General features: G+C 43.8%; 18 protein-coding genes and 1 other annotated feature. Of the genes, 12 read left to right on the top strand and 6 right to left on the bottom strand.

Translation table 11 applies throughout. The annotated features are described in order from the left end of the window. Window positions 1–37: 37 nt before the first annotated feature. The 6 genes from IGI69_RS14605 (at window position 38) to IGI69_RS14580 (ending at window position 4,940) form a co-directional block, all read left to right on the top strand. Window positions 38–1,222 (top strand): FtsW/RodA/SpoVE family cell cycle protein, encoded by a 1,185-nt coding sequence (locus IGI69_RS14605; protein WP_010749084.1) that lies wholly within the window; start codon window positions 38–40, stop codon window positions 1,220–1,222. A gap of 9 nt (window positions 1,223–1,231) precedes the next feature. Beyond that, window positions 1,232–1,609, top strand: a complete 378-nt coding sequence (locus IGI69_RS14600) for an arsenate reductase family protein (protein WP_010749085.1) — start codon at window positions 1,232–1,234, stop codon at window positions 1,607–1,609. Further along, window positions 1,591–1,929: a glycine cleavage system protein H gene (locus IGI69_RS14595; protein ID WP_010749086.1), complete on the top strand. Its 339-nt coding sequence runs from the start codon at window positions 1,591–1,593 to the stop codon at window positions 1,927–1,929. Before IGI69_RS14600 ends, IGI69_RS14595 begins: the two co-directional genes overlap by 19 nt. A gap of 77 nt (window positions 1,930–2,006) precedes the next feature. Further along, window positions 2,007–2,256, top strand: a binding site (T-box leader). A gap of 71 nt (window positions 2,257–2,327) precedes the next feature. Then, complete coding sequence (locus IGI69_RS14590) at window positions 2,328–3,362, top strand: methionine ABC transporter ATP-binding protein (protein ID WP_005227918.1); 1,035 nt, start codon at window positions 2,328–2,330, stop codon at window positions 3,360–3,362. After that, on the top strand, window positions 3,355–4,041 hold the full coding sequence (locus IGI69_RS14585; protein WP_005227919.1) for a methionine ABC transporter permease: 687 nt from the start codon (window positions 3,355–3,357) through the stop codon (window positions 4,039–4,041). The genes IGI69_RS14590 and IGI69_RS14585 overlap by 8 nt, the downstream gene beginning before the upstream one ends. Before the next feature lie 44 nt (window positions 4,042–4,085). Next, a complete protein-coding gene (locus IGI69_RS14580; RefSeq protein WP_010749087.1) occupies window positions 4,086–4,940 on the top strand; it encodes a MetQ/NlpA family ABC transporter substrate-binding protein in 855 nt (284 codons plus the stop codon). A 38-nt stretch (window positions 4,941–4,978) separates the two neighbouring features. On the opposite strand, the gene IGI69_RS14575 is transcribed toward IGI69_RS14580, so the two are convergent. The 3 genes from IGI69_RS14575 to IGI69_RS14565 all read right to left on the bottom strand — a co-directional run bounded on the left by IGI69_RS14575 (window position 4,979) and on the right by IGI69_RS14565 (window position 7,522). After that, the gene (locus IGI69_RS14575; RefSeq protein ID WP_438741298.1) at window positions 4,979–6,025 is read right to left on the bottom strand and encodes a helix-turn-helix domain-containing protein; all 1,047 of its coding nucleotides are present in this window, start codon (window positions 6,023–6,025) and stop codon (window positions 4,979–4,981) included. A 248-nt stretch (window positions 6,026–6,273) separates the two neighbouring features. After that, entirely contained in the window at window positions 6,274–6,591 is a 318-nt protein-coding gene (locus IGI69_RS14570) for a DUF960 domain-containing protein (protein WP_005227922.1), read from the bottom strand. Between the two features lie 316 nt (window positions 6,592–6,907). Beyond that, window positions 6,908–7,522: a 50S ribosomal protein L25/general stress protein Ctc gene (locus tag IGI69_RS14565; RefSeq protein ID WP_005227923.1), complete on the bottom strand. Its 615-nt coding sequence runs from the start codon at window positions 7,520–7,522 to the stop codon at window positions 6,908–6,910. Window positions 7,523–7,822: 300 nt separating this feature from the next. Between IGI69_RS14565 and IGI69_RS14560 the strand changes: the two genes are divergently transcribed. The 3 genes from IGI69_RS14560 (at window position 7,823) to udk (ending at window position 9,944) form a co-directional block, all read left to right on the top strand. After that, window positions 7,823–8,539 (top strand): 16S rRNA pseudouridine(516) synthase, encoded by a 717-nt coding sequence (locus tag IGI69_RS14560; protein WP_438741296.1) that lies wholly within the window; start codon window positions 7,823–7,825, stop codon window positions 8,537–8,539. Between the two features lie 14 nt (window positions 8,540–8,553). Further along, window positions 8,554–9,237, top strand: a complete 684-nt coding sequence (locus IGI69_RS14555; protein WP_128431719.1) for a YjjG family noncanonical pyrimidine nucleotidase — start codon at window positions 8,554–8,556, stop codon at window positions 9,235–9,237. 83 nt (window positions 9,238–9,320) lie between these two features. Continuing rightward, window positions 9,321–9,944: a uridine kinase gene (udk, locus tag IGI69_RS14550; protein ID WP_005227927.1), complete on the top strand. Its 624-nt coding sequence runs from the start codon at window positions 9,321–9,323 to the stop codon at window positions 9,942–9,944. Window positions 9,945–10,291: 347 nt separating this feature from the next. On the opposite strand, the gene IGI69_RS14545 is transcribed toward udk, so the two are convergent. Genes IGI69_RS14545 through IGI69_RS14535 form a run of 3 tightly spaced genes read right to left on the bottom strand, consistent with a single transcriptional unit; the run spans window position 10,292 to window position 12,773 of the window. Next, the gene (locus tag IGI69_RS14545) at window positions 10,292–10,765 is read right to left on the bottom strand and encodes a GNAT family N-acetyltransferase (RefSeq protein ID WP_005227930.1); all 474 of its coding nucleotides are present in this window, start codon (window positions 10,763–10,765) and stop codon (window positions 10,292–10,294) included. A 13-nt stretch (window positions 10,766–10,778) separates the two neighbouring features. Beyond that, on the bottom strand, window positions 10,779–12,095 hold the full coding sequence (locus IGI69_RS14540; protein ID WP_438741294.1) for a sensor histidine kinase: 1,317 nt from the start codon (window positions 12,093–12,095) through the stop codon (window positions 10,779–10,781). Between the two features lie 3 nt (window positions 12,096–12,098). Further along, window positions 12,099–12,773 carry a response regulator transcription factor gene (locus tag IGI69_RS14535; protein WP_005227933.1) on the bottom strand — a complete coding sequence of 225 codons (675 nt, stop codon included), beginning with the start codon at window positions 12,771–12,773 and terminating at the stop codon, window positions 12,099–12,101. A gap of 132 nt (window positions 12,774–12,905) precedes the next feature. On the opposite strand from IGI69_RS14535, the gene IGI69_RS14530 reads away from it, so the two are divergent. From IGI69_RS14530 to IGI69_RS14520, 3 genes are read left to right on the top strand one after another with little or no spacing between them, the layout of a single operon-like run. Continuing rightward, a complete protein-coding gene (locus IGI69_RS14530; protein WP_438741292.1) occupies window positions 12,906–13,628 on the top strand; it encodes a polyphosphate polymerase domain-containing protein in 723 nt (240 codons plus the stop codon). After that, a complete protein-coding gene (locus tag IGI69_RS14525) occupies window positions 13,618–14,295 on the top strand; it encodes a DUF4956 domain-containing protein (protein ID WP_005227945.1) in 678 nt (225 codons plus the stop codon). Before IGI69_RS14530 ends, IGI69_RS14525 begins: the two co-directional genes overlap by 11 nt. Before the next feature lie 15 nt (window positions 14,296–14,310). Further along, the gene (locus IGI69_RS14520) at window positions 14,311–16,167 is read left to right on the top strand and encodes a carbohydrate-binding domain-containing protein (RefSeq protein ID WP_438741290.1); all 1,857 of its coding nucleotides are present in this window, start codon (window positions 14,311–14,313) and stop codon (window positions 16,165–16,167) included. The last annotated feature ends 135 nt before the right edge of the window (window positions 16,168–16,302 follow it).

Here is a 16,302-nt window from a genome sequence, read left to right as displayed (position 1 = left end):
TATAATGGATAAAGATTCTACAGAAGAGAGTGTGGACATGGAAAATTCACGAATAAAAACGAACGATAATCGAATTGACTACGGTGTGATTCTACCCGTATTTTTATTATGTCTGATTGGTTTGGCGTCCCTGTATGTGGCGCTGACACACGATCCGAATAATCCGAACATGCTGCGAATGTTAGGGTTTCAAGCTTTATGGTATGTGTTAGGCGTTGTTGCCGTGATCATTATCATGCAGATCAAATCAAAATGGCTCTGGAAATTGACGCCCTATATTTATGGGGCTGGGCTAGCCGTTATGCTGGCGCTGCTGAAATTTTACAACCGGACGATGGCTGCCTCGACAGGGTCGAAAAACTGGTTTAGTTTTGGTCCCTTTACCTTGCAACCTTCAGAATTGATGAAGATCGCCTATATCATGATGTTGGCGTTAGTCGTCACGCAGCACAATGTCAAGCATCGGGAACGGGATCTGAAAACAGATGGGTTACTGATTGCAAAAATGTTGGCCGTCACGATCCCAGTCCTGATCCTGATCACCTTACAAAATGACTTTGGTACGATGTTGGTCTTTCTAGCGATTTTCGGTGGGGTCTTCTTGATGTCAGGAATCTCATGGCGAATCATCGTTCCAGTGATTGCGGCATTTGTGATTCTCGGCGGTGGAACGATTTTCTTAGTGACTACCGATGTTGGTCGCGAGTTTCTGTACAATACAGGAATCTTTAAAGAATACCAATTCGCCCGTATCGATTCGTGGCTGGATCCTTTTCATGATACCCAAGGGCAATCCTTCCAATTGGCGTATGCTCTGATGGCGATCGCCTCTGGCGGGATGTTCGGGAAAGGATTCAATGTCAGCGATGTGTATGTACCAGTCCGAGAATCCGATATGATTTTTTCGGTGATCGGTGAGAATTTTGGGTTTATTGGCAGCGCGTTTGTCATTTTATTGTATTTTATTTTGATCTATCGAATGATCCGCGTATGTTTCGATACTAACAATGAATTTTATGCCTACTTGGCAACTGGGATCATTATGATGATTCTCTTCCATGTGTTTGAAAACATTGGCGCAAACATCGGTCTCTTACCGTTGACGGGGATTCCACTGCCGTTTATCAGCCAAGGAGGATCTGCCCTATTAAGCAATATGATTGGGATCGGTTTGATTTTATCGATGCGCTATCAAGCTGAGACCGCACCAAAAACACTTTAAGGAGTTCACATGATTACATTTTATTGGTACCCAAAATGCAGTACATGCCGAAATGCGAAGCGTTGGTTAGAAGAGCACGAGATTCCCTTTGAAGCGATCGATATGGTAGCTACACCGCCGCAACCGGAACAATTGCTGGCTTGGATCCAATCAAGCGAAGCACCGTTAACCCGTTTCTTTAACACAAGCGGCATGAAATACCGTGAATTGCAATTAAAAGAAAAAGTGCCGACCATGACTGCCCAAGACGCAGCCGATGTGCTGGCAACCGATGGTATGTTGATCAAGCGCCCACTGCTGGTTAGCGGCGACCGCTTTTTGATTAATGGATTTAAAGAAAATGAATATGAAGGAGTCTTACTAGAATCATGGAAAAGAAATGCTTAAGAAAAAAAGATAATTTGTGGGTTTTGTTTAACGGGAAAGAATATTGTGTCGGTTTAACAAAAGAAGCGCAAGAAGAACTTGGTGCGGTCACGTTTGCTTCGATTCAAAAAGCAGGAACTGCTTTAAAACAAGGAGAGACCCTTGTTGAGCTTGAAGCGGAAAAAGCAGTCAGTGAATTTCCAAGTCCATTGACGGGCGTGATTTCTTCCGTAAATGAAAAAATCGATCAATCGATTGATACCTTAAATGATGAAGACGAAATGAACGCTTGGCTGGTCAGCTTCAAAGAGGTTGACCCAAGTCAATTTGAAGCCTTGTAAGTCAAATCTGTAAAAACGACTATTTTTTCAAAAAGAATTGACAGTCGGATAAGACGTTGCTATAATTTGCTCAATAAATGAATGCTTTGAAAAGAAGAGTACATGTTCTTAACGTACACAGAGAGCCCTGTTTGGTGCAAATGGGCAACGGAGAGAGGATGGAAGATGGTCTTTGAGCATGATAGGTGAGTGGAAACAAGCCTATCACGGGAGGCACCCGTTACAGTGCAGCAGTATGCGAAGCAATTCAAGTACTGAGCGAGGCTGTTGATGCGAATCGACAGTAAATCAAGGTGGTAACGCGGAAGTTGTGCTTTCGTCCTTTGTAACAGTATAATGTACAGAGGATGAAAGCTTTTTTTGTGTTTAACCAACCAAAGAGGAAAGATGGGAATAACATGGCATTAATCGAATTGTCGCATGTAAAAAAGTCATTCGGCAAAAAGCAAACGGCTGTCCACGCCGTCAATGATGTTTCACTGCAAGTGGAAAAAGGCGATATCTACGGAATCGTCGGTTACTCTGGTGCTGGGAAAAGTACATTAGTACGTTTGTTGAACGGCTTAGAATTGCCGACAGCAGGAGATGTAGTCATTAACGGTCAAAACATTTTGGCATTGAAAAACAAAGAATTGAGAAACTTCCGCAAAAAAATCGGTATGATTTTTCAGCACTTTAATCTTTTATGGTCTCGAACGGTGGCGGAAAACATTGAATTGCCATTGGAGTTGGCTGGCGTTGAAAAAGCAAAACGACGTCAACGAGCGCAAGAGCTGATTAAATTAGTTGGGTTGGAAGGACGGGAGAATGCCTATCCGGCACAATTGTCTGGCGGACAAAAGCAAAGAGTCGGGATTGCTCGTGCATTAGCGAATGAACCAGAAATTTTGCTGTGTGATGAAGCAACGAGTGCGTTAGATCCACAAACAACAGAAGAAGTGTTGGATCTCTTGCTTTCCATCAATAAAAAATTGCATTTGACAATCGTCCTGATTACCCATGAAATGAACGTCATTCGCAAAATCTGTAATAAGGTCGCGGTGATGGAGCATGGGCAGATCGTGGAAGAAGGGTCAGTACAATCGGTTTTCCGTAACCCACAGCAGGAAGTGACCAAACGTTTTGTTCAGCAAGATTTGGAGCCAGAAGAAGATGCTGAAGAATTACGGCAAGCCTTCCTACGAGAAAATCCGCAAGGGCATTTAGTGACCTTGACTTTTACACAAGACAACGCCAATGAACCAGTGATTTCACAAGCAATCCGTCGCTTCCAGATCGATGTCAATGTCGTTTACGGAAAGATCCAACAAACCAATGAGGGATCCTTTGGCGGCTTGACGGTTTTATTGACAGGTGAAGCAAGTGAGATCGAAAAAGCGATCGCCTTTTTCAAAGAGCAGCAAGTAGGCGTGGAGGTGATTGAACGTGGATAAGTCATTTGTAGAAACCTATTTTAATTTTGAAAAGGTCGACTGGGCCAATATGCAGCAAGCAACCTTAGACACCTTGTTTATGACTTTCTTCTCCATGGTTTTAGTGGTCGTGATCGGTTTGCTTCTAGGATTGGCGCTTTATTCACTAGGGCGTAAACAAACAGCGGGAGCCAACATTTTCTATAACGTGGTTTCCATCATCAGTAACGCCTTTCGTTCAACGCCATTTATGATTTTGATGGTCTTGATCATTCCGTTTACAACGTTATTAGTCGGTTCGTTCCTAGGGGCAAAAGCAGCGATCCCAGCATTAGTTTTATCGGCGGCACCGTTTTATGCTCGGATGGTGGAAATTGCTTTTCGTGAAGTCAATCCTGGTGTGATTGAAGCAGCGGAAGCGATGGGCGCCAGCTACTGGGAGATCATTTATAAGATCGTGATTCCAGAAAGTGTTCCGGCATTGATTTCAGGACTGACGGTCACAACGATCTCAATGATTGGTTATACTGCCATGGCAGGCGCGATCGGTGCCGGCGGGCTAGGCGCTTTGGCTTGGCAAGAAGGATTTCAACGTGGAAATTACACTGTTACGCTTGTTGCAACAGTGATTATTTTAATTATCGTTTTCATTATCCAAGGAATCGGCGATTTCCTTGCGAAAGCCACCGATAAACGGTAAATGAAACGAAGAACAAAAAGTGGAAAATATGGGAGGAAATGGATATGAAAAAGATTTTTGGTATTGCAACAACCTTATTGTTAACTGCCGCTTTAGCTGCTTGTGGCACAGGCTCAAATTCAGGAAGCTCTGACTCATCTGCGGCTGAGGGAGAATCAACAAAATTAGTGATCGGTGCATCAGTTACGCCTCATGCGGAAATTTTAGAACAAGCCAAACCTTTACTAGCAGAAGAAGGCATTGATCTTGAAATCAAAACCTTCGATGATTATGTGTTGCCAAACAAAGCATTGGAAAATGGCGATATCGATGCCAATTACTTCCAACACATTCCTTACTTGAACAAACAAATCGCAGACAATGGCTATGACTTTGTCAATGCCGGTGCGATCCATATCGAGCCAATGGGTCTTTACTCAAAACGAATCTCTGATATTTCAGAACTAGAAGATGGTGCAACGGTTCTTACTTCCACTTCTGAATCTGACTGGGGTCGTATCCTAACGATTTTACAAGATGCTGACTTGATCACTTTAAAAGACGGCGTTGATACAGAAACGGCAACCTTTGATGATATTGCTGAAAATCCGAAAAACTTAGAATTTAAACATGACGTCGATCCATCTCTTTTGGCGACTGCTTATCAAAACGACGAAGCAGACCTAATCGCCATCAATGCGAACTTCGCATTCGGGATCGATTTGAACCCAGCGGATGATTCTGTTTTATTAGAAGCGGATAATTCGCCTTATGTCAACGTGATCGCTGTCCGCAGTGGTGACGAAGATAGCGACAAAATCAAGAAATTGATCGAAGTGCTGCATTCAGACGAAATCAAAGACTTTGTGGAAGAACAATGGCAAGGTTCAGTGAAAATCGTTGATGCTGACGCTAAATAATTCACTGCCAACTAAATGAACCTCAAAAGAGCGTGTCGCTACTTAAGCGGACGCTCTTTTTTTTTCGGAAAGGCAATGATCGGTTGGAAAAAAGAGACCTCTTGCCAAATGCATTCATAGAGTAAGGGCAATTCGGGATGCTTATTTAAAAGTTTTTCGTAATGGGGAAGCTGAGTCAAAAAAGCCTGGACCAAGCGTTGGGAACGTTCAGATAAACGAGGATTTACTGGCGGATAGACAAATAAATTGCCTTCCAGTAAGGCGCACAAAAGATGGGCTTGAAAAATTTTCGACAAAAGTACTTCTAATGGCTGCTGGAGCGGATGCTCCGACAAAATCGGCGTGATGATTCGTCGCAAAAGGAAGGCTTCTTCTGTTGGCACATAAAAAGGCTCCAGCGTTAGCAGCTGTTGCCACAAAAATAAATAGCTGCGTTCACCAACTAAATAAAAACGCGGCACAAAACATGTTGGATAAACTTGCTGAGTAAACGTGGCGGGGGTGATGGGATAAAAAGCGTTTGCGCGCAACTGATGAATCTGCTTCAGTTCTTGAAACGCTTGATTGGGGGAAAGCGTCGGGCTTGCTAAGAGGGTGAGTCGAAAAATCACATAGCGCAGTTGCCGTTCATTGCCAGTAATCAAAGGAAAACTGCGACGGTCGATCCTTAGATGATAAGGTGCCAAAAAAGAGGAAAAGGACAAAAAGCGCCGATGCAAACTGGAGGGGCTAAGGTAATACCGCTTGTGGAGGTCTGCAAAGGAAATGGTCGGCATTTTTAACAGTAACAAGAGCAACTGATAGTTTGTACTTTTATTAAACAATGCAGCAAGCATTTCTGTATGGGAGAAGTTTTTGCTGGCTAGGGGCTGCTGCAAATCATGAAAGGCACGAATGTGTCCTTGCTGCACATCATAATGGAAGGAAGGGTCCTCGTTTAAACAACTGGACAGTAGCCGACGGATCGTTTTGACGGAAAGATTTTGGTCGGCAGCAGCTTTATTCAAAGGAAGGGGATTTTCGCTCAAGAGCATCGTGGACAGACGCAGCATTTGCATAATATCTTTTTCAAGGATATTTTTCAAAACTAGGCACCTCTTTCAGCTGAATTTTGCAACTGTCCTTATTATAAGGGAACTTCACACGTTATTTTAACATACAAAAAATAGTCAATAAAACGTAATAAAAAACGGGGGATTCATTGGTTACTTCCTCGAACCCTTTATAATATGAAATTAAATGAGAGGAAGGAATCAAAAAAAACCACCTTTTAAAATAAAAAGGGTGGTTTTTTATGTAAGTAACGTTATAAAAAGAGAAACACGAAGCGCTGTTAACGAGTCTCGCTAGGCAATAAAATCGTTTGCCGCTGCCCATCGTCATACACATAGACTTTTTGGGGATAGAGGTCGGAATAACGGTAAGGCAGATCAACGCCGAGTTCGATTTGACTTTGTGCTTGAGAAAAAAGCAGTGTGACACGACCGTGATTGTTTTGGACTTCAAAGGTGAGCAGATTTGTCAACGGAATAAACCCTTTTAAATCGAGATCGATGATTAACCAAATACTATCGATCAGTTCGCCAGGCAGTGTTTGAACAATCCCGCCAGAAGCGTAGCGGCTGCGGTGATCATCAAATGTTTCAAACATAAAAACCCCTCCTTCAAGTAGGCTTGCCAATAACATCAAATTTGTCTATTTATCATAATGAAGAACCGTCAAAAATGCAACTACTTCTGCTTTTCTTTTTGGTCAGCGACGCATTTTAACTATTTTCTTAAAAATTTGTTGGGTTGGCTGGACCAAGCTTTCCCATGGCGTCTTTCAGTGGAAAATAGTCAGTTGCAGCTCACCAGCTCTTCGTAAGAATGAAAAAGACTCTTAAAGGAAAAGCCCTTCAAGAGTCTTGCATTTCTTAGAAGTGTCTGTTGATTGAAGACGCGATCTTAAGAACGATGTTCTATGATTATTCTTCGTCTTCACCGATAACTGCTGGTTCAGCAGCTTCGCCAGCTTCTTCATCTTCAGAGATTTCTTGTGGTTCAGTAACCGCAACGATTTGTTCTTCTGGATCGGTCACGATCGTGTACTCGTCGTTCTTAGGCAGATCAGCCACTGTTAATGAATCGCCGATCTCTAATGACGTTACATCGATCTCAACACGTTCAGGCAATTTGTCTGGTGTTGCTGATACAACGACTGTATACAAGTTTTGTGCTAGAACACCACCAGCTTTGACACCAGCAGATTCGCCAATTAAGGTTACTTCTGCTTCTACTTCTGTTTCTTCATTCATATCGACAGATAGGAATTCAACGTGGGTTAAATTGCGTGTGAAGGTATCTGATTGATACTCTTTGATCAGTGTATTGACTTTTTTGCCTTCTAAACTGATCGTGATTACGGTATTCAATCCATTTTCACGCAAGATTTTTTCTAATTCTGCTGCATTGACAGCAATCGGTGTGCTTTCTACTTTGTACCCATTGACAATTGCAGGTACTTTTCCTTCGTGGCGCAACTTGTTCCGTAAAGAACGTGGGCGAACTTCTCTTTTCGTAACTTCTAATGATACTGACATAACTCAATTCCTCCTAAAATTTTCTCGTTAATAACGAGATTTTTTAAGCAAATTTTGTTAACTCTGCACATTAAGTGGTACGTGAGTGAAAACACGCAAAAGGGCAGTTGTGTACACAACTGCCCCAGAAAGTTTTGGTTCAACTTTTCTCCACCAGGTCATAACGCTGTGTATGAGAAACTATATTTACTTTACTCTTTAACCTTACGCAAAAAGACAAAGAAAGTCAAATCATTTGAAATCCTGGCAGTTTCCTTTCGCTAGATCCTGAGCTATAATAGCCACTATGGAGAAAAATTTATGCGTTTAGATAAAGTGATCGAGCAACAATTGAATACTTCTCGTAAAGAGATGAAACGGTTGTTTCAGCAAGGAAAAGTCCTCGTGGACCAAAGGATTGAAGGGCGACCTGAGCGCAATGTCGATAGCGCCATCCATCAAATCATCGTTGCGGGTCGTCAGTTGGAGACGCAGGAACGCTATTATATCGTCAACAAGCCCAATGGTGTTGTTACAGCGAATGTTGATCAACAGCATCAGACAGTGATCGATTTGATTGCACCAAAGGACCAGCACCCAGATCTTTATGCCGTCGGTCGATTGGATCGGGACACGGAAGGGTTGGTATTAGTTACGACGAATGGTCAGTTAGGCTATGACTTGCTGCATCCCACGAAAAAGGTGACCAAGCGATATGAAGTGGTGGTCAATGACTTGGTGACTCCTGAAGATGTGGCGGCATTTGCCACAGGGATCACCTTTCATGGTGGTGTCACTTGCAAACCAGCTGCCCTAATGATCATCGATGCCCGAGCGGCTCGTTCCTTTGTTTCGTTAGAAATTGCTGAAGGCAAGTTCCATCAAGTGAAAAAGATGTTTTTAGCCCGAGGGAAAAAAGTCATTCAGCTGAAACGAACAGCGATGGGTTCGCTGGTTCTACCAGATGATTTAGCAGTGGGCAGTTATCGCTCGCTGACGCAAGAAGAATTAAGAGGACTGGCGGCGCATTTCCGCTGAGAAAGAGGGAGAAAATGAAGTATAAAACATTATTATTTGATGTCGATGACACGATCCTCGACTTTCAAGATACCGAAGATCAAGCCTTAAAAGCACTATTTGAAGCTCATGGCTTGGAAATGACCCCAGAGCGCAAACAAAGCTATCAAACGATCAATCATGATTTGTGGCAGCAGTTTGAGCAAGGGAAAATTACGAGAGACCAAGTCATCAATGAGCGTTTCGGTTTGTTTTTTGAAACGCAAGGCATTCAGGTCGATAGTCCAGCAGTTGAATTGGCCTATCGGGAATTTCTAAATGAAGGACATAAACTGTTAGACAACAGTGATGAGATCTTAGCGGAGTTGGCGCAGCATTTTGACCTATACGTGGTGACGAACGGGGTTTCTGAAACCCAATATCGCCGCTTGGAAGATGCCAAATTAAAGCCGTATTTCCTTGATATTTTTGTTTCAGAAGATACAGGGTATCAAAAACCAATGAAAGAATATTTTGACTATGTGTTTGCTCGCATACCAAACGTTAAAAAACAAGAAACAGTCATCATTGGCGATTCACTGACTTCAGATATCTTAGGCGGACAACTGGCAGGGATCGATACGATTTGGTTCAATCCAAAGAAAAAAAACAGTGGTGAGATTCAGCCTACTTATGAGATCGAACGTTTGCAGCAATTACTTCCTTTATTGCAGCACTGATTCTACAGAAACAGTAGTAATTTGCCGAATTTTCGCTATAATAGAACCAGTGTGAATTTTTTAAGATGAAAGAGGTTAATTGAATGACGAATGGCAAGCCCATTATTATTGGTGTGACAGGTGGATCAGGTAGTGGAAAAACAAGCGTGAGTCGGGCGATCTTTAATCATTTCCCCAATCATTCTATTATGATGCTTGAACAAGACTCCTACTATAAAGACCAAAGTGATCTGAGCTTTGAAGAACGGTTGAACACCAACTATGACCATCCTTTTGCATTTGATACTGATTTGTTGATCGATCACTTGCAACAGCTGCTTGCATATCAAACGATCGAAAAACCCGTCTATGATTATGTTGCGCATACCCGCAGCGAAGCAACGATCATTCAAGAACCCAAAGAAGTCATTATCTTGGAAGGGATCTTGATTCTAGAAGATGAGCGATTGCGTAATTTAATGGATATTAAACTTTATGTTGATACAGACGATGATATTCGGATCATTCGCCGAATCAAACGTGACATGGAAGAACGTGGCCGGACATTGGATTCTGTGATCGAACAATACTTGACGGTGGTAAAACCGATGTATCATCAATTCATCGAACCGACAAAACGGTATGCCGATGTCATCGTACCAGAAGGCGGCGAAAACCACGTAGCCATCGATTTGATTACGACCAAAGTAGCGACCTTCTTGTCCTAAGTTTTTTTATCCATCAATTGGAATGTTTCTATTTGAAAAGTAACAATTGAATCATGAAAAACTGCTGATAGGCACTCTTTCTTGAGAAATGCTTATCAGCAGTTTTAATTTTATAAAAAACAGTAGTATTCCGACTAAATTTATGGTAAAGTAATCCTCATGCGACGAGTCGAGAAGGTCTAGCATTAGCTGACCAGATTGATAGCAGAGGCACACCGCGTAAGCAACCTACCGGATTTGTAGGGTGTCGGAATATTCCTTTTGTGGAGATAGGGTATTCTACTAGCAATAGTACTGTGAGTGAAGAAAGCTGTGAACATTTTTGTTCACAGCTTTTTTTTGTTCATTTAGGTGAGAGAACAGCGATAGATGGTGGAAGACTCTCCCCAAGGATGGTAGCCCGTCCCGATCGGTTCAAAAGCAAACTTCTCATAAAAAGTAGAAAGATCCGTACATAGATACAGAGAATCAAAACCAGCTCCAGCAGCACGTTGCTTGGCTGTTTCGATCAAAAGGCGGGCACCGCCTTGGCCACGCCACAAAGGGTCCACATACAAGGCGCAAAGCCAAGGGGTCAAATCCATCCGACTGATGAAGTCGTTGGGGATCAAGCCGCCGCAGCCGATGATTTGATAACGTCCGTCTGCTGCGATTTCTTCGTTGACCAGCAGCAGCCATTGCGGCAAAGGATTTGCTGAAAAACTATGGGTCAGGCTATCCTCATAAACCATGAGGGAGTCGGGACCAGCCCACTGTTTTTGGAAGTAACGAATGGCTTCTGCTAAGTAGTCAGGGTGTTCTTTAAGGGTGATGACCTGCATTTGTTTTTCTCCTTTATCCTTCTTTAGGTAAACGAATCTGAAAAATAACCCCTCGTGGCTGCAAATCTTTGACCTGGATTTGTCCCTTGTGCTCTTCAACGATTTGCTTGGCGATCGCTAAGCCTAAACCATAGCCGCCGGTCTCTTTGGAGCGGGAACGATCCTCGCGGTAGAAGCGGTCAAAGATACGGGCTTTTTCTTCATCGGAAATGGCTGGTCCTGTGTTTTTGACCTCGATCAGCCATTGCTTGTTAGAAATCTCCGATAAGAGGGTGATTTTATCACCACTGCTGGTATATTTTAAGGCATTATCTAGGAGGATCACGAGGACTTGATGGATTTTCTTTTGGTCAAAGCAAGCGGTCGTTTTGGCAAAGTTTTCGACAACAAAGTGTTTTTGATCCAATTCGGCAATTTCTTTGAAAGGTTTGACTAAGTCATCGATAAAAGGAGCTAGCTCGATGGTTTCTTTTGTCAAAAGCAATTGATTGGAATCACTGCGGGCGATCGTCAGCAAATCCGACGTTAATCCAGTCAGCCGCCGAGTTTCCGCTAACGCTTGCGCGATGCTTTCAGATTCTTCAATGATCGTATGATTGGGCTTGGTAAACAGGCGTTCCAGACTGTTTTGAATGATCGTCAATGGTGTGCGCAGCTCGTGAGAAGCATTTTCGACAAATTCTTGTTGTTTCTTCCACGAGGCTAAAATGGGGCGCATGTTCAAGCTGGAAAGCAAATAGCTGATCCCGATCGAAAGAATCCAGAAAAAGATCATCGATAAAATCAAAATCGTTTGGAAATTGTTCATCGCATTTTTGATTTGGTTAGTGTTCGCCAAGACTTGGATATAGCCGACACCAGCATCATTTGTTGGTGCTTTGGTGGTGATCGAACGAAACAAAAGGGTCTCTTCTTCCTCTGACAAGGACTGATCCACAACTGAAAAAGATGTGATACTGTCTAAGTGGCTTGTATCTAAAGATAAACTTGCCAGTTGTGAAAAGCGGCCGCCCAAGGTCTGCTTGTTTAATATCTCACCGTCTTCAGACCAGAGAATCAACTGGGTATTGAAGCGATTGGTCCCAGGGATCTTTGGCATGGCACTATCTGGTGGCAATACCTCTAGATTGGATTGCGAAGCGCTGATCTCTGCTTGGATCAAGCGGGTATCTTTGACTGCTTGTTCCAAAGAAATGTCGGTTTGCCGATAAGCCGATTGGTTGAACAATTGGAGGACGATGGTTCCTAAAAGTAAGAAAACCAACGCAAAGGCACTGACATTTAGGAGAAAGGAGTGCAGCCGTTGTCTCTTAGAGCGTTCTTTATTCATAGACTAGGCTCCTTGCATAATATAGCCGACATTTCGCAACGTACGGATCTCTTTGTCGATCCCTGTCTGGCGCAAGTGTTTCCGCAGATTGCTCATATAGACTTCGACGACAGTCAAGGTCGTTTCTGAATCAAATCCCCAGATGCGATCAAAAATCTGTTCCTTAGTCAAAATAATGTTTCTATTTTGTAGAAAATAAAGCAGCAGCTCAAATTCTTTCCCTTGGATCGGCAAAAGCTGCCCTTGGTAACTGACCTCATTGGTGCCAAGGTTGCACAGCAATCCGTTATATTCCAGGGTATTTTCATTGAACAAACCTAAGGAGCGTTTTAGCAACGCTTTGATCCGCATCAATAATTCTTCCCGATAAAAAGGCTTGGTCAAATAATCATCTGCCCCTTTTTGAAAACCAGTCACTTTGTCTTCTAAGCCGTCTTTGGCTGTTAAAATCAGGACGGGTGTTTGGAGTCCTTTTTTTCTTAGGGCAGAAAGCACCTCATAACCGTTCATCTCTGGCATCATCAAGTCGAGAATAATCAAATCATAGATCCCCGTTTCTGCCTCGTATAAGCCTTCGCTGCCATCATAGGCTTGTGTGACGTCACCGATCTCGCTGACGATTTCTTTCATATTATCAGATAATGTTTTGTCATCTTCGATCACTAATAGTTTAATCATGTTCCCACCTCTTTAAGGATAAGAATAGCACGAATAGCATAAAAAATGCTTAAAAAAACTGTTTTGCCTTAAGCTGCATTTAAGATAGCTGCCGTAAATTCAGTGCATGGATTTCAAGGGAGGAACATTTTTATGAAATTGAAAAAAGTCTTTCAAAGAAAAGAGACAAAATATTTAATAGCCAAGGAGCAATTTCCTGCATTTCTTGCTGAGCTTCAGCAAAGAATGGCGATCGATGAATATGGGCAGCACACGATTATGTCCTTGTATTACGATACCCACGATTACCGCTTTATTCGTCATTCGATGGACAAACCGAAATACAAAGAAAAATTTCGGGTCCGCAGCTATGGCATACCGACAGAGCAGCAGTTGATTTTTTTAGAGATCAAAAAGAAAGTCAATGGCGTGGTCTACAAACGCCGAATCCCGATGCCCTATGCTGACTATTGCGGCTGGTTGCAAACAGGGGTCTTGCCGTCAATGGCAGAAGCACCGCAAATCGCTGCAGAGATTCACTGGCTATTTAAGCAAAACCCAGACTTGCTGCCGAAAGTGTTGATTGCCTATGATCGCTTGTCGCTGTTTATTGATGATGATAGTGAATTTCGCGTGACATTCGACCAAAACATTCGCTTTCGCACCTATGATCTTATGTTCGGTTCTGGCAGTGAGGGGGCGCTGGTAGCACCTGAAATCGGGGTGTTGATGGAAGTGAAAGCCCTCGGCGCTTATCCATTATGGTTTGTGGAGCTGTTGAACAAATACAGCGTGCGCAAAGGTAGCTTTTCAAAATATGCCCAAACGTATCAACGGCATTTGTTCAAGAAGGAGGAATGGTTACATGTTATCTAGTCTGTTTTCTGGCGATACGAGCACCTTGGAATGGCGTAGCTTATTGATCTGTATCGCCGCCTCATTGCTTTTAGGAATATTGGTAGCTGCGATCCATATGATCCGCAATGTCTACACAAAAAACTTCGTTATTACCTTGGCGGTCTTACCGATCCTCGTTCAATCCGTGATCATGCTAGTCAACGGCAATCTTGGCACAGGTGTGGCGATCTTAGGCGCCTTCAGTTTGATTCGTTTCCGCTCGGTTCCAGGAGGGTCTAGAGAGATCACCAGCGTCTTTTGGTCGATGGGGATCGGTCTGGCAACTGGGATGGGCTACGTCGGCTATGTCGTGATTTTTTCCATCATCGTGGCGCTTTTCTTGACCCTTTTATACACGGTACCCTTTGGCGATCGACAAGCCACGAGTGAACGAGAACTGAAAGTCACGATTCCAGAAGATTTGGATTATCCGCAACTATTCGATGATCTCTTTGAAAAATATACGCATTCTGCCAAACTGACATCGGTTCGAACGACCACGATGGGGAGCTTATATGAGTTGCGTTATCAGTTGCTGTTAAAAGACCAAGCGCAAGAAAAACAAATCATTGATGAAGTTCGGGTTCGTAATGGCAATTTACCCGTTGTTTTAGGCAAGCTCACCGCTAACCGCGATGAGCTGTAGAAGGAGGAACCTCTTATGAAAAAACTCATTTATCCGCTCTTACTCTCATCGCTGCTCCTAGGCGCTTGTGGGCAAACCGATAGTAGTAGCACGAGCAGCAGCTCCAGTTCTGCAGCGGCTGTTTCAGGTTCTGCCGCAGTGACCAACGTTGCAACGACTCTTGATGATTCTACGGACTATTATGGCAGTTACGAAGAAGAAGACGTGGATGCCTCCTACGATGAGGCGACCGCCACGCAACTTGAATTGAATGACGGCGATACGACGGCTGTTGATGGCGTTGCAGTGGAAGACCAAACGGTGACGATCACGCAAGCTGGTACCTATGTCGTCAGCGGTTCCTTAAGTAATGGTCAACTGGTTGTCAACGTCAATAAAGAAGAAAAAGTCCATCTGATCTTTGCGGGTGTCACGATCACCAATGAAGACGGGGCGGCAGTCGTCATCGAACAAGCAGAAAAAGTCATCACGACCTTAGCCAGTGATACGACAAATACTCTGATAGATGGCAGCAGCTACACCTTGGCGGAAGGTGAGACGGAACCAGATGCCGCTTTTTATAGTAAAGAAGATTTGTCCATCAACGGTGATGGAACGTTGGTGATCACAGGAAATTACAGCAACGGGCTGCGCAGCAAAGATGATTTGGTTTTAGCTGGTGGCACGATTGAGATCACAGCGAAAAACAATGCCATCAAAGGAAAAGATTCCGTGTCGATCTTGGCAGGGAACTACACACTGAACACCACTGAAGGAGATGGCATCCAAGCGAATAATTCGGAAGATGCGGAAAAAGGCTACGTTGCGATCGATGGCGGTACCTTTACGATCCAAAGTGGGCGTGATGGCATCCAAGCAGAAACAAATTTAAGCATCCAATCAGCCGATCTCACGATCAAAACGGCTGACGGGACACAAAGTCAGTCGCTAGTGACGGATGAAAGCTACAAAGGATTGAAAGCTGGCGGTGTGATGACCATCAGCAGCGGTACCTTTGCGATCGATAGTGCAGATGATAGCCTGCATGCCAACGATACCATCAACATCACAGGTGGTACGATCACTGCCAACAGTGGTGACGACGGCATACATGCGGACAATGAATTGACGATCTCCGATGGGACGATTGCTATCGAAGAATCCTATGAAGGACTAGAAGCAAGTGTGATCACGATTGCTGGTGGTACGACACACGTCGTGGCTAGCGATGACGGGATCAATGCCGGTGGCGGCAGTGATACAGAGGAAACCACTGGCCAATTTGGGCAAGACAGCTTTGGTGGCGGTCCTGGCGGTGGCGATACCGCAGATGACAGCAAACAAATCACAATCACTGGTGGGACGTTGGTGGTCGATGCCGAAGGGGATGGATTAGACAGTAACGGCAATGTTACCATGAGTGATGGGGTCGTCATCGTAAATGGTCCAACGACCGGTGGCAATGGCGCTTTGGATTATAACGGGACGTTTGAAATCACTGGCGGTGTCTTGTTAGCTGCTGGTACGACCGATATGGCCATGAATGTCAGTGGGGGAAGTCAACAGTCGATCGGGATCAGTTTCGATCAAACCCAAGCAGCAGAGACCCTTGTGACCTTAAAGGATAGTCAAGGACAGACAATCTTGTCCTATGCACCAAGCAAAAGCTACCAACATGTGGTTCTTTCTAGCCCAGATTTGACGGATAGCAGCTATACATTGGTCAGTGGGGGAACGAATGATGCGCAAGCTGTTTCTGGTTATTATGCTGGTGGGACCCTTAGTGATGGGACGGAATTAGGAACGTTGCCCGTCACGGAAACGATCGCCAACTTGACCCAATCAGGAGCGACAGCGACAACCAATCAAATGGGCGGCGGCTTTGGCCGTTAGTTGAAGGTTCCTCGATCATTCCCTTGGGGTCATCAATAAAACGTGCAGATCGCAGAAGACAGCTGCGGTCTGTTCCAACGTTTTGAAAAATCAGGGGAAGATTTAAGTTCAATTTAAGCTAAGGTTCTTATAGTC

It is taken from the genome of Enterococcus sp. DIV1083b (genome assembly GCF_051713705.1).
In the GTDB taxonomy this organism is placed as follows: domain Bacteria; phylum Bacillota; class Bacilli; order Lactobacillales; family Enterococcaceae; genus Enterococcus_D; species Enterococcus_D casseliflavus.
Note: the sequence above shows the minus strand (reverse complement) of the source record. Positions and strands in the feature narration are given on the sequence as shown.